The sequence below is a fragment of the Paenibacillus sp. KS-LC4 genome (assembly GCF_036894955.1).
Taxonomy (GTDB): domain Bacteria; phylum Bacillota; class Bacilli; order Paenibacillales; family Paenibacillaceae; genus Pristimantibacillus.
Window position 1 is genome coordinate 3084740 of record NZ_CP145905.1, and the last position, 15872, is coordinate 3100611.

Below are 15872 nucleotides of genomic sequence, written 5' to 3' on the forward strand. Positions count from 1 at the left end.
GTTTATAAGTGTGAAACGTATAAATTCTTATATTTGAACGAAGGTCCGGAGCAGTCTTGCTCCGGGCCTTTCCTTTATTTTGATAATGAAGCTCATCGCTTCTTTTTTATCGTTATATTTTGAAAGAATTCGAGCATTCCCCTCCTTTAGCAGGACAAATACGGCCTATATACTTAAACTATAAAATTAACCACAAGAGGTGACCACAGATGAATCGTTCTACAGCCCATATAGCCCAAAGTACGGCGAAAATAAAAAAAAGCTCATCCTTCAAGGGCAGATGGAACGCTCCGCTAGCAGGCTATTTGTTTATTTCACCCTGGCTGATCGGTTTTCTCGCACTTACGGCGTACCCGTTATTTTTATCTTTGTACTATTCTTTTACCGACTATACTTTGATGCAGCCGATGCAGTGGATCGGTACCCGAAATTATGAGCGTATTTTTACGGCAGACCCGAAATTCATTCAATCCGCTAAAGTAACCTTTACTTATGTGCTGGCGTCCGTGCCTTTGAAGCTAATAGCCGCTCTCTTTGTAGCTATGATCTTAAGTAAGGCCGTAAAAGGGATCAGCATCTACCGCACAGCGATTTATTTCCCGTCGCTCATTGGAGGCAGTATCGGGGTATCCCTGCTCTGGCGCAATATTTTTGGCGTAGATGGGGTTTTTAACAAACTGATTGCTGTCTTTGGCTTTGAAGGAAAGGGCTGGATTACTAATCCCGATACGGCGCTTGGCACGTTGATTCTGCTGACGGTCTGGCAATTCGGATCTACGATGGTTATTTTTCTGGCAGGACTCAAGCAAATTCCGAATGATCTGTACGAGGCTTCTTCTGTAGATGGGGCAAATAAAATATCTCAATTTTTCAAAATCACGCTGCCGATGCTTTCACCGATTATTTATTTCAACCTGATCATGGCAGTCATTGGTGCTTTCCAAATGTTCACCTCCGCTTTTGTAATCACAAACGGCGGGCCGATGAATGCGACATATGTTTATGCGTTGTACTTGTATGAGAGGGCATTCAGCCGTTACGAGCTGGGATATGCTTCGGCACTTGCCTGGATCATGCTATTGGCCATTGTTGCTGCTACTGCCTTTATTTCCTACACCTCGAAGTATTGGGTATTCTATGAAACAGACACTGGAGGGAGAAAACGCAAATGACAACAACACTAAAAATCAAGTCGACGCTTCGGCATTTGTTCATGATTCTCTTCAGCTTCGTGATGGTTTATCCGGTCATTTGGTGGATAGGTGCTTCACTTAAACACAGCACAGAGCTTACCTCACCGTCCATTTTTCCTACTACTGTGCAATGGAGCAACTTCACTAAAGGCTGGAACGCGGTTCCCGGACATACGTTTACCGACTTCTATTTAAATACCTTCGGACTTGAATTTGCTGTAATAGTCACAACGTTGTTATCCTGTACATTGGTTGCCTTCGGTTTTGCAAGATTGGATTTTCCGTTGAAAAAATTTTGGTTCTCCATCCTCATGCTGACTTTAATGATGCCTGGACAAGTGCTGATCATTCCTCAATATACGCTGTTTTATCAGCTAGGTTGGGTGAATACGTATCTCCCGTTCATCATTCCCCATTTGCTGGCTGGGGGGGCAGGCGGCAGCTTCTTCGTCTTCCTGCTGATCCAATTTATACGCGGTGTTCCGAGAGAACTAGATGAGTCTGCCAAAATTGACGGGTGCTCCTGGTTCGGAATTTTCTGGAGAGTGGTCATGCCGCTTGCTTTTCCGGCAATTGTTACCGTGACCATCTTCTGCTTTCTGTGGAATTGGGACGATTTTCTCGGTCATCTCCTGTATATCAACACAGTAGACAAGTATACGGTTGGCTTGGCGCTTCGAATGATCAATGATTCTCAATCTGCTCAGGAGTGGGGACAGCTGCTTGCCATGTCACTCGTGTCTATTCTTCCAGCAACGATCCTCTTTATGTTTCTTCAGAAGTATTTTGTGGAAGGGATTGCAACGACTGGAATTAAAGGATAAGATGTAAAATACATCTCTCTATAAACGGTAAAGCGTCGAATACCCTTCGCAGCTTTACCGTTTATTGTGTCTGAATCGGACTTGAAGGGAGGTTGAGCATTTGTTCAATCCTTTTAAAAAATATAGAATTGACCGGCTGTTTTTTCATAGCTTCGCCATTGTGCTTATTGCAGTCATCGGTGTTACTGCATGGACAAGCTACAGTAATTCTTCCAAGGCGCTCGTACAGACCACCTCCCACTACCAGCAACAGCTGCTTGATGAATTGAATAATGAAATTAACACCAAGCTGGTCATGATCGAACAGATATCACTGTCCAGTTCCCGCGATAGCGAGCTGACCAAATATCTTCGGAACAGACAAGACGAATTTGAGAGATACCGCAGACGTGCTGAGGTGGAGAGCGCTCTTGCAAATTTGACTTATGCGATTCCTCTAATCCAAGGCATTGACCTGTATATGGATAATCCCATCCTAAGTGAACGGCAAAACTATATTCAGTTTCGAAATTTTATGGATTTGGATAAAGAGGGAATAGCCGAATGTTTGGCGAAAAGCGATTATTGCTGGTCCAAGGAGTATATGTTCCCCAGTACGCAAGGCGAAATTCCTGTACTTAGCTTTTTCAGAAAAATAGTTTTTGAGGATGACTATTTGGGAGTTCTAGTCGTCCACATTAAAGCCAATGAAATACGAAAGCTGTTGACAGGCAATTCGGATGGATCGAACAGAATCATGGCGGATAGCGAAGGTCAGCAAATTATGAAAATAGGTGATGCGCTGGATCAGAGCGATTGGTCTAGGTGGATTGATGTGAAAAGTAATAAGTCCGGTTATGTCCATATTCCGGCTCAAGATGGCTCGAATGATACACTGCTCGTCTATTCCAGAATGGATAATTCCATCTGGACGCTTATTGAATTTACATCCTGGAAGCAAATTACGGCAAGCAGCCTGAAGCTGGCAGAATGGATCGGCTTGATTGGTCTTGCAGCAGTTTTGTTGGTTGTGCTTTTTACCCACTTTTTAAGCAGACAGTTTACTAAGCCGATCAAAAGGCTCGTAACTGCGATGCGAGTGTACTCCGTAGGAGGCGACAATGTAGAGCTTCCGGTAGATTATGAGAATGAATTCGGTTATTTGTTCGCTGGTTACCGAAAGCAGAATGAGAGGATTGAACAACTGTATCTCTCTTTGGAGCGCCGTTACGAGCAGCAGCGGAAAGCCGAAATCGAGGCACTTCAAGCCAATATTAATCCGCATTTCCTTTATAATATGCTGGATCAACTGAACTGGATGGCGATTGAGGCCGAGCAAAATGAACTTAGTCGTATTTTGGAGCTGATGGGTCGTATGTTTCGGATCGGTCTGTCCAACGGGAACAGCTTTATCCCTATAGCTGATGAACTGCTGCATATAAATTGTTATTTGGAAATTCAGCAGCTGCGCTGGGGAGAAGGACTGGAATATAAGATTGAGGCTTCTCCTGAGCTTCAGACGTTTTATATTCCAAAGCTAACCTTGCAGCCGTTCGTGGAAAATTCTATCGTTCATGGCTTCAACAAACAGAGAAGCGGCTATGTGTCAATCGTAATGGAGATCATTGGCAGTGCTGTGCGCATTGTCATTGATGATAACGGCTCGGGACTAAAGCAGTCTGAAGACAGGCCGCATAACCGTCATACAGGAGGCTACGGTATACGCAATGTGAGAGAGAGAATTGACGGATATTTCGGTGGGAGCTATGGAATCGTTCTTGGAGAACGTGAAGAAGGCGGAACAAGAGTGGAAATCACGCTCCCGTTGCTGACAGAGCCTCCAAGCAAAAATGATTGATTTTCGATACGATTATAGTAAGCGTTTTCTTATGGAGCGTGAACGACTGGCCGGTTTTCGTACTTAAGGAGCTTAGGAAATTATGAGATTGGGAGATTATGAGATTGGGAGATTATGAGATTAGGAGCTTAGGGGTTTAGGAGGTAAGCGTCATGTGGAAAATCGCAATCATTGATGATGAGCGGCAAGTTCTGAGTGGGATGAAACGGGCGATTCCTTGGGATGAGCTGGGAGCAGAGTGGGCTGGAGAGGCAATGAACGGAGACGATGGTCTGGAGGTAATCCGCCGAACCATGCCGGACATTGTAATCACTGATCTTTATATGCCTGTGATGAGTGGGCTGGATATGATAGAGCAGCTTAGAAAGGAAGGCTTTAAAGGAAAAATTATTATTCTCAGCGGGTACTCGGATTTTGAGCATGCGAGACAAGCCTTAAGGTTTAACGTGACCGAATATGTATCCAAGCCAATCAGTCTACCCACGTTAAAATCAATGTTGAGTAATGTTATACAGGAGCTTGAGGAGGAGGAGGAGAGGCTAAACAGGCAATGGGAGCTTGAGTCTAAAATGTTGCTGTATGAGCCCTTTGTTGAAAAGGAGTGGGTCCGCTCCGCAGCTATAGGTACCCTTGACCCTGCCTATAGAGATAGCATGCGTCTTCCGCCGTCGTATCTTTTTTGGCAAAGTTGTAAGCATGTCACAGTAGGCATCGAGCTGATTAGGGATGAACGAGCGGGATGCCTATCCGTCTCTGATTGGAACCTGTTTCGGTTTGCAGTCAGCAATATTGCTTGTGAAGTAGCTCGTAAGCTGTTCTCTAATTTGGAATATGCAGAGCTGCACAGCACCCGAGCATTACTCATTATTCACCCGGATTCAGGGGATCTCGAACAGCTAGAGCACAAGCTGCAAGAGCTGGGTATTAGGCTGATTGACAGTATTGGCAGTTATCTAAAGCTGTTTACTCGTATAGGAATCGGGGGAGTGAAGCATTCATGGACTACCCTCTCAGACTCAACAGAGGAAGCTTTCCGCGCGATGGATCAAAGGACATTGCGTGCCGTCTCCTCACATGAAGTGTATACATACCAGGAGAACAGCAGCAGCGAGCCGGGAAATGTCGCCCTCTTTCCAGTCAAATTCTCGTATAAGCTGGCCGCAGCCATGAAGGCATCGCAGGAAGCGGAGGCCCATCAGCTTGTGCTGGAATATATAATGGAAATGAAAAATCAAGAGGGGATTTCGCAGGGCTACGTACAAATGCTTGGGAGTGAGCTGTGGGGAATTATAACCTACTCGCTGTATGAATCCGGCTTGGTACTCGATGATTTGTTCACCAATGACCAGATTGCCAAGGAAATCAATAGCCTAATCGTGCCGGACCAGTTGGAAAGCTGGTTAATAGACAAAATCACCAAAATATGCAGCAGCAGACAATGGAAGGGAAGCAGCAAGCACCGGCAGGTTGTCGAGTTCATGACCAGTTATATTCATGAGCACTACGCAGAAGAGTTGACACTTGCCGAGCTGTCGGATAAGGTATACATTTCACGGAACCACCTGTCTATTATTTTTAAAAATATGACCGGAGAAACCTTTAACAATTACCTGACCCGAGTTCGAATCGAGAAGGCGCGCGAGCTGCTTATGGAGCGGAATATGCTGGTGTATGAAGTGGCGGAGCGGGTCGGGTATAAGAACATTCCCTATTTCAGCACACTGTTCAAAAAAATAACCGGTATGAATCCTACAGAGCTCATAAAAAACTAATCATTGCATTTACAATAGCTAAGCTCTGTTGTAGAGATGGGAGTGAACAGCCTACTCTCTGCAACAGAGCTTTTTGCTGTTTGTGAAAGTAAATTCGGCAATACCGTAGAAGTGTTCTTTTAATAGAAAAACAAATCATTCTAGTGTTTTTTTAAAATGATTCGTGCATCGTTCTCCTACAAATTTCAATTTTGAATTGGTAAGCTATAACCAGACAAAAATGTAAGCGCATACAGCGATGGTGATAGGAAAGGGGGACCTTCACACTTTACTGCCAAACGTGCTGATTGACCAAGAGTACTCTGTAGATCAAAGGCGCACGATTATTTTACAACAAGCTATATGATAAAAGGGAGGAATACGTATAATGATTAAAAAAATCCGGAGAAAGACACTTGCGGTTTCAATAGCTAGCGCACTTCTGCTGTCTGTTGTGACTCCAGTGCCATTTTCCACCCCTATTCAGGCAGCTCCGGCAGCTGTCGCTCCAGCACGGGTAACCGCTGATTGGCACAAGACCTATCAGACAATGGATGGGGTTGGTGCCGCATATGCGTACACAGATTCCATTCATATGATGCAGCTCGCTACGGCTGGTCATCAGGACACCGTCAGGCATCTGCTGGATCTGACCTTCAGCGAAAAAGAGGGCACGGGCCACGACATTGTCCGGGTCATCATTGGTGATAACGGAGGCCTCGCCACTACAGGCGCCACCGCAGCCAGCCCGGGGTTCAATCCTCTAACAGGCTTGCTCGCAGATGTCAGCAACCCTGGTTTCGATATAGAAGGAAATGCCATTCCCATGAGGGGCTCGGCGGGTCAGTATGGTTATAAAATAGAAGCTGAAAACCGCTATGCAGACGGCAATACCGACAGCATCTGGCCTGTTGAGCCTGAACATGCTCCAGGCACGCTAGTACCGGTGCAAGATTTCGTCTGGGATTATCCGTCATGGAATCAGCCAATTGGCAATGATGATGGAGGACCGACCAATCTCCTTAGCGCACCAGGGGAAAATCCTGTTGTCATTAAAAGCTCCCCTCGTACCCGTAAAGAGCTGTTCGATTTCGATCAGGTCTGGACTATGCGTCAGGCGATGCAGTACGGCGTCAAGCAATTTTACGCTTGTACGTGGACCGTACCTTACTGGATGAGCCAATCCTCGACCAATTCACCGAGCAAAATCGTACGTGGCGACACGGCTACCATAAACGGTAAACAGGTAAAAATTTACTATCAGGCTTATGCAGATTATCTCGTTCAGTATATTCGGGGAATGTGGGAGCAATGGGGAATTCCGATCACGCACATCAATCCCTTTAACGAGGTTGATCTTGCAGGCGGAACAGCTTCTTATGTAACAGAGCTAATTAATGGTTATATCGGTCCTACCTTGAAAAAATCGATGCAGCCAGGCGGAGCCCTTTATGATATTCAAAACCCGGACGGAAAGCTTATTGACTTTATTCCTCAGCTTGCTGCCGTGGACGGAACCAATCTCAGCGCCTCACTTAGCAGAGGCGGCGAAGTGTTCTCTCAAACCGACCCTGACAATGCATTGGACAAAAATCCGTATCTCGACCTGTTTACCACCCATTTGTATGGTACGGTCGGCATAGGGACGGATGAAAGCAAACTGTATCATACAGGAGACTTTTCGCAAAGCCCTTTGGATTATACAAAGGATGGGAGCAAGTATCCCGAATACCTGACCAAGTATAAGCTGTGGCAGGCTGAGTTTATGAATCAGGATACCGCAGATGGATCAGCCGGGGCATATACGCAGCGGTACGGCAATCAGAATATTAATGATGCTGTGCGCTGGTCTAATCTAATGACCAATATGTTCACCAGCACCCCCGGCTTTAACGGCTTCGTCTGGTGGAGCATGTGGGATAGTAACGGAGTGGACGGCTCTGACCTCATACGCTTCGCCACTACCAATTCTCAACAGGAGCCGGGACGTATCAGTACGTTAACTGGCGAATATCGTATATTCAAGCGCTTCTACGGCTACGGACATTTCTCCCGGTTTATGAATCCCGGCGATGTTCGTTTTGAGGTTACACGTGTTCCCGCAGCGGATATTAATGTTATTGGGTTCAAGAACCAGCTTACCAATGATTACTCAATCACAGTTTCCAATGCCAAAAATGATGACAGCATCCAGCCGCTTGAATTCAGCCTGAAGGACTTCCCGGCAGGCACTGAAAGTGTAACCGTATTTCGTACTTCAGGTAGCGAAAATCAGAAGAGGCTGGGAACGATTCCCGTAACGAACGGCAAGCTCGTTATCGACATCCCGTCCGCAAGCATCGTCACGATCGTTCCGTCTGAGGGTACTTTTGCCACCTATAAGGGTCTTGACGGTGAACGCGACATATTTTCCACTCTTGAGGCGGAGGGAAATGATAACGGCGTATCTGGCGACAGCACAGGAAATGCCGGCCGCACAGGCGAGGCAGTGACGCTCGGAGACGGTGATTATTTGGCCTATAAAAACCTGAACTTCGCAGATGGCTCCGCCAACGGCGGTGTTGTTCGCAGACACCTGCTCTATCTGACGGCCCAGGCAAAGTCAGCTCAAGGAGGAAAGCTTACCGCTTATGTACTTCCGGTAGGAACCGCTGTTAGCAGCAATGCAGATGTTCTGTCCAAAGGTACGCGTGTAGCTGAAATTTCAGTGCCAGCCAATGACGCATACAGTAAATTCCAGTCGATGGTCGATACGGGCGATCTTAGCGCCTATGGCCATAAGGATCTGTATATTGCTGCCGAAGCAAGCGGATCTAATGGTGCGATTACTATTGACCGTTTCTTGTTCGGAGCCAATGATTCCGACTGGAGTGTTGCCGCTAATAACTCGACAGTATCCATACCAGGGAACCTATTGTTAAATGGAGATTTTGATACCGCAACGTCCTCCAATACCGATAATTGGTCCACAGGACGTTACAATAATGGAAGCTTTGAAACGGTTGTGAATGGACCTGTGTTAACTGCGGATACCATTCAGAGCTACTCGGGCCTTTCCCGTTACCTTAAAAACAGCGCGACCTCGCGGGTTGCCGGTGCTGGGAAAATATCGAGCCGCATGGATTCCGCGCAGCAATATGACGGGATGTGGCAGGATGTTACCGGAAAACTGAACAAGGGCGAGAGCTACAACTTTAAGGGCTATTTCCTCTCTATGATGAGTCGGCCTGAGAGCTATGATGTCGCAGCGGAAAATCCGGGTGACGTGGAAGTTGCACTTGTATATTACGACAAGAACGGTAATCAGCTAGGTTTGACCGAGGTTAATGGCCGCGATATGCCTGAACCATATGTAGCGCGTGAGGCTGGTGATCCCGCTTATTGGAGCAACGGCAAGTTTATTGGGCGCATCCTTGAAGGCGGGCCGCTCACTCTAAGCTCTTTCCAGCCGGTTGACGTGTTGGTTGCAGACTGGCATGAGACGCCTAATCGGCCGTTTACTTATGATGAACCGGCAGGTACTGCGAAAGTGATTTTAGCGGTGTATGCAAAGGATGCCAACATCCTGTATGCCGATCAGCTGTCGCTGACTCCTGAGCTTGTCGCTTCATACAGTATTTTTATAGACGGGATTCAGCCAGCTAATTTTGAGGCTGCCAGACATGATTACGCCTATACGGTGTCCGGCAGTGTCATACCGAAAGTGACGGCAGTTTCTAATGATCCTGCTGAAATCATTAGCATTTCGCAGGCGGCCAGTACACAAGGAACCGCAGTTGTCCGGTTTATTAAAGGCGAAAACGTTAAGTCATATAAAATCTCCTTCAGTACGAATGAAATGATAGATTTTTCCAATGGTCTTCCAGTAGATTGGGATGTCATAAATCCGGCGGAGCCGCAAAACGCATTAAGCTATAGCGCTGAGGGTGCGACGATCAAGACGTTGAAGGGCGATACGGATTATCCCAACAGCCATAATATGCTGCAATTTCCGGGTTCAGCTGAAGGCAACTGGACGCTGACGGCGAAGCTTACCGTAGATAAGCCGCTTAATGATTCTTCAATGGGGGAGAACTCCCAAGTTGGGTTTGGCATCAGCCGGACATCTAGCGGTGAGTTTTATAGAATAAATGCGCGCAAGGTAAGCACCAATATCAAAGTGAATAATTCAGGCAAAACAGGCAATACCCCATTTACCAACAATACCAATCAGACCAATTTGAGCGGTACAAACTATTTTCTGCGAATGGTAAAGGAAGGAAATGTCGTACAAGGGTATTTTTCGACGAATAGCGGCACCACCTGGACGACAATGGGCAGTCCGTCAACTTATACCCCGGAATTTTTCAAGGATGCAAAGGTTCAATTGTATGGAACTAATGTCAGTGCCGCGACCGACTTCAAAGTGACCTTCTCGAGCGTGACACTAATGAAAACATTAGGGGAATCCGGCGAACGGAGTGAGGATCAACTTGCTGTAGAAAAAGCAGCCGCGCTAATCGGCAACCAGCTTACGGTTCCCAATGCTGCTGGTGATGACGCAGCTGCGCTGAAGCTCAAAGCACAAGAATACCTCAATAACAAGGAAGAGCTGAAGGCGCTTGGAGTGACCACAGCACTTTTTTATCAGAACGGTGGCTTTACGCTCATTATAACGAAAGGTAGCGCAAGCGTATCAATTAACCCGCTTACCATTGTGGCCGGTATGAAAGCTACAAGGGATTTTGAGGATCAAACGGTGCAAGGCTTTCAGCCAAAGGGTAGTGCTAGCGTGATGCTTACGGCTACCAACGAGGCCAACCATACTGAAGGAGGAGCGTATTCCCTCAAAGTAACTGGCAGAACCGCCAATTCGGACGGCCCGTCCGTTCATTTGAAGGACGCTGTCAAAATCGGCAATGAGTACAAAGCTACTGTATGGGTGAAGCTGATTGACCCGGCAAGTGCTCAATTGAAGCTTACAGCACTGGTTAATGCCCCAACTCCTTATTACATTAGTCTGTCAACTCAGAACGTCAGTAAAAATGGAGGGTGGGTCAAGCTGGAAGGCACCTACCGTTATTTGCACAATGATGTCACTCTATATGTAGAAAGCCCTAACAGTGCTGCGGCATCGTATTATATTGATGATTTCAGCTTTGAAGATACAGCGCTGCAAAATATTGTACCTCTTAAAGATGTCTATAAGAGTGACTTCCTGCTTGGAAATGTACCGGGCAATAATGACATTACCCCGGGCAACGGACAAAATGCCTTCTTTAACTATCATTTTAACAGTGTGACCTTTGGCAATGAGATGAAGCCGGATGCGTTGCAGAGAAACAAGGGTACCTTTACATTTGCGAGATCTGATGAAATGACAGCAAAGTCTCAGGCTATGGGAATGAAAGTACACGGACATGTACTGGTATGGCACAGTCAGACTCCGGCATGGTTTACACAGCAAGTGGATGCAGCGGGCAATGCACGTAAGGATCAGGCAGGCAACCCGATCTATCTCAGCCGCGATGAGGCACTCGCGAATATGAGAACCCACATCCAAACGGTAATGGAACACTTTGGGGATAAGGTTATCTCGTGGGATGTCGTCAATGAAGCCATGCAGGATGGGCCGCCAGCTGTTGCTGACTGGAAGGACGCGCTCCGGCAGTCCCCTTGGTACTACTCCGTAGGTCCTGACTTTGTGGAGCAAGCATTTATTGCGGCAAGGGAAGTGCTGATTAAACACCCGGAATGGAACGATATCAAGCTGTATTACAATGATTTCAATGACGAGTTTCCAGAGAAGCGAGATGCCATCTATGACATGGTGAAAGAAATGAATGATCGTTATGCGCTGACTCATCCCGGAGAGCTGCTGGTTGACGGAATTGGACTGCAATCGCATTACGACATGCGAACTAAGCCTGCCAATGTGGAAGCGGCAATTGTCAAATATGCTTCCCTAGGTGTTGAAATCTCCATAAGCGAACTGGATGTTCTTGCTGGAATGAATGCATCCCTTTCTGCTGAGTGGGCGGAGAAGCAGGCTAATCTCTATGCCCAATTGTTCCAGATTTATAAGAAGCATGCCGATAAAATTGCACGTGTCACCATTTGGGGCTATACGGACAGCTCCAGTTGGAGAGCCAGCCAAAATCCACTGCCTTTCGTTAGTTCTCTGGCACCGAAGCCAGCATATTATGCCATTATTAATCCGGAAAAATATTTGGCCGAGCATCCGCTCTACAGCGCACCCGAAACCAAGAGCTCTACTGCGCTGTATGGTACGCCGGACATTGATGGAACCATTGATGACATCTGGAAGGATGCCGCCGAGATCCAAATCGACAACCATCTCATGATATCGTCCGCCACATCTGGAACAGCCAAAACACTGTGGGACGATGAAAACCTGTATGTGCTGTTTCAGGTGAAGGATACGCAGCTAAGCAAAGACAACACGGATAAAACTAAGCAGGACTCAGTCGAAGCCTATGTGGACGAGGATCGCATCAATGCCTGGCCATACCGAGAAGATGATGGACAATACCGGGTCAATTTTGCCGGTGATCAGTCCTTCAAGTTTCTCAGTAATTCGACACCAGCCGTTTCTCCCGGATTTAAATCGGCGGCAGTAACAGCTGGAACGGAATATACGGTGGAGATGAAAATTCCGTTCAAAACGATCACCCCGGTAAACGGGACACAAATTCGGTTCGATGCACAAGTAAACGATGCAACGGGAGCGAATCTGGTCGGCGTGGCGACCTGGAATGATTTGCTGGGCAGAGCCTCAAAGTCGACTGAGGTGTTCGGCAGCCTCACCCTTATCGGCAAAGGAGATCAGGCTCCGCCGACTTGGGCAGGAGGCAGCAAGCTGGAAGCTAATGATGTAACCTCCACCGGAGTCACCTTGTCTTGGCCGGCAGCTGCGGATAATCTGGGAGTCATCGGTTACCGAATCTACAACGGTGTCGATGAAGTACCTGTTACCGTAACGGTTGGTGAATCTAGTGAAACGGTGAAGGTAGATGGACATCATCATCAGTTGTCCGGATTGATGCCAAATACGCAATATACCTTTAAGGTGGAAGCAGGAGATGCTGCTGGCAGCTGGAGCACAGATGGACCTTCCGTTTCGGTGACTACACTGCCGACTTCAGACACCACGCCACCGTTTTGGGCAGAAGGAAGTATGCTCAAAGCCTCCAATATTACGAGTGAGGGGCTGACCTTGACATGGTCGGCGACGGCAGCGGATGATAGCGGTGTTGCTGGTTATCGGATCACAAATGGAGTGGATAACAAGTCCATTACGGTTACAGATGCCGTATATACGCCATCCGTAACCGGGTCTGTATACAGTCATCAAGTAACGGGATTAACGCCGAATACGCAATATACGTTTAAGGTTGAGGCCGGAGATACAGGAGGGAATTGGAGTACCGACGGACCATCTGTTACAGCAACCACCTTGCACGCTTCTGATACTACCCTGCCGTCATGGTCTGAGGGAAGCAAGCTTGAAGCCTCTCAAATAACGGCGTCCGGACTTGCCTTGACATGGGCAGGGGCTACAGATGATATAGCAGTCACGGCTTATAAGATTTACCGCGGACAGGAGGAGATCGCGACGCTGCCAGGAACGGCGCATAGGTACGAGGTGACCGGACTTGCGGCGGGCACAGGGTATGCGTTCTCGGTGCAGGCAGGTGATGCGGCAGGAAATTGGAGTATGAACGGTCCAAGCACCCGTGTAACTACGCTTAGCAATAGCGGGGGGCCGGCAGTGCCGACACCAGCAGCAACTCCGACACCTATACCTACGCCTACTGTAACACCTACGCCGACACAAGTGCCGGCAAGTCATTTTAAAGATATGGGCAGCAAATACAACTGGGCTTCTGAAGCGATTGATGCGCTGTATGCAAAGGGCATTATTAAAGGAACCTCCGAAACGACCTTTAGTCCGGAGAAAAACATGACGAGAGCCGATTTTGTATTGCTGCTGGTGCGGGCTCTGGGCCTTGATGCACAAGCTGATACCCATTTTGCAGATGTAAGCGAAGGAGCATACTACTATGGAGCCCTCAGTATTGCTAAGAAGCTGGAAATTATCCAAGGACTGGACGGAAACAACTTTAATCCGAAGGGGGAAATCTCAAGGCAGGATATGATGGTTATGGCAGCCAGAGCGTTAAAGGCGGTGAATAGGTTAACTGCCAGCGGCAGCACTGGAGATTTAAGCCGCTATACCGATGGAACAAAGGTTGCCAATTACGCCATCGACAGTATAGCAGCCCTGGTCAAGGAAGGAATTATTCAAGGAGATGGAAAATCCCTCCATCCAACTGGAACAGCTACGCGAGCGGAAGCGGCAGTAATCATTTACAGAATTTACAGAGAGTAAGCTGGAAGCGCAAGTCTTCCCAATAATACGAAACAAGAGAGAAGGGGGCTGCTGAGGCTTCCTTCTCTTTTGTTTTCTAGCTTCGGGAGAAGAGTATTTCTGGAATGTTGCGGAATGTGGCAGCTTGGAAATAGTTAGAAAAATGAATGTTTAGGTTAGTGTTTTACATTTATTTGTTTATTTTTTTGTGAGCTTTAACTTAGAATAGGAGAGAGTCATACAGATAGGGGAGAAATGAGTAGTGAATAAGATCGGTTTCAATCATCCCGACGGAAAATGAGCGAAAGCGTTGCCTATCGGCAAGCTTGAAGGGTTGCCGTTTATCCAGTAGAGAAATATATCCTTAGGAGGTTTTATCAGTGAATGCCATTATAACTAATCCTATCATGTGGTCAGATGTTCCGGATGTTGACGTCATTCGGGTTGGTTCCGAGTTCTATATGATTAGCACCAGTATGCATGCGATGCCAGGCTGCCCGATTATGAAATCAGTCAACTTGAAAGATTGGGAAATTGTAAATTATGTATACGATACCTTGGAGGATAACGATGCCCATCGGCTGCTGAACGGAGAAGATATATATGGCAAAGGCTCGTGGGCTGCATCCCTTCGTTACAAGGAGGGGGTATTTTACGTTTGTTTTTCATCCAATGACATGAACCGGCTTTACATTTACCGTACAACTGATATTGAACATGGAATATGGGAGCGTTCGGTGATACCAAATCTTTACCATGACCCGGGATTTCTGCTCGATGACGATGGCCGCAATTATATCATCTACGGCAATGGCGATATTCGTATTAAAGAGCTTACGGAAGATCTTACGGCTATGAAGCCGGGTGGAGTCGATCAACTGCTGCTCGAAGGAGAACGGACGGACATAGGTTTGCGGATCGAAGGCTGCCATGCGTATAAGCTGAACGGCTATTATTACTTGTTTTTTATTGAATGGCCAAAAACCGGAAATAAGCGCAGACGTCAAATAGGTTACCGTTCGCGTGAGCTTCTAGGTCCCTATGAGCGAAAGATCATTCTGGATGATGACATGGGCTATTATAATAACGGTTTAGCACAAGGGGGAATTGTCGATACGCCGGATCACGAATGGTATGCAGTACTGTTCCAGGATCGTGATGCGGTAGGTCGGGTTCCCTGCGTGCTTCCCATGAGGTGGGAGAACGACTGGCCTGTAATCGGGGATAACGGTACAGCCGCTCATGTAGTTATGACGAAGCTTCCCGTTGTGGAACCGAAGCCGCTTGTTATCAGTGATGAATTTGACTATACAACGGACAGGCTTGCCCTGAACTGGCAGTGGAACCATAATCCTGAGAACAGCCTTTGGTCTGTTACGGAGCGGCCTAGCTATTTGCGGCTCAAAACCGGCCAAATCGCAGAGGGCATTTTGCAGGCTCGCAATACGCTGACGCAGCGAACGGAGGGACCGGCGTGCAGTGTGGAGACCGTGCTGGAGATTTCCGGCATGCAGCCCGGCGACCGGGCCGGAATGGTGGCGCTGCAAAATGGTTTTGGTACTGTTGGGATTGCAGCCGGTGAGCAAGGACAGTTCCGTATTGTTATGTGTATTAACAGCGGTGACGGACAAGAGGATACGGTGGAAAGCGTTGTGTTCACGGGTGAAAAGGTTTATTTAAAAGTTGATTTTAATTTTAAGGACAGCCTCGATCAAGCAAGCTTCTATTATTCTGAAGATGGGATAGCGTGGAAGCCGATTGGCCAGACGCTGCAAATGAAATACACGCTGGATCATTTTATGGGATACAGAATTGGCTTATTTAACTATGCGACCCTTCAGTCCGGCGGTTATGCCGATTTTGATTATTTTCATTTTAATAGACAAAATTAGGCCG

The 15872-nt window shown here is 47.2% G+C and carries 6 protein-coding genes; all 6 read left to right on the plus strand.

Annotation, left to right across the window (positions count from 1 at the left end):
• Positions 1-209 precede the first annotated feature (209 nt).
• Complete coding sequence (locus tag V5J77_RS13085) at positions 210-1172, plus strand: sugar ABC transporter permease (protein WP_338556439.1); 963 nt, start codon at positions 210-212, stop codon at positions 1170-1172.
• Positions 1169-2017, plus strand: a complete 849-nt coding sequence (locus V5J77_RS13090) for a carbohydrate ABC transporter permease (protein WP_338556440.1) — start codon at positions 1169-1171, stop codon at positions 2015-2017. Before V5J77_RS13085 ends, V5J77_RS13090 begins: the two co-directional genes overlap by 4 nt.
• Before the next feature lie 100 nt (positions 2018-2117).
• Positions 2118-3854 (plus strand): sensor histidine kinase, encoded by a 1737-nt coding sequence (locus V5J77_RS13095; protein WP_338556442.1) that lies wholly within the window; start codon positions 2118-2120, stop codon positions 3852-3854.
• Between the two features lie 152 nt (positions 3855-4006).
• Entirely contained in the window at positions 4007-5626 is a 1620-nt protein-coding gene (locus V5J77_RS13100; protein WP_338556444.1) for a response regulator, read from the plus strand.
• Between the two features lie 367 nt (positions 5627-5993).
• Positions 5994-13997, plus strand: a complete 8004-nt coding sequence (locus V5J77_RS13105; RefSeq protein WP_338556445.1) for an endo-1,4-beta-xylanase — start codon at positions 5994-5996, stop codon at positions 13995-13997.
• Between the two features lie 386 nt (positions 13998-14383).
• A complete protein-coding gene (locus V5J77_RS13110) occupies positions 14384-15868 on the plus strand; it encodes a glycoside hydrolase 43 family protein (protein WP_338556765.1) in 1485 nt (494 codons plus the stop codon).
• Positions 15869-15872: the final 4 nt, after the last annotated feature.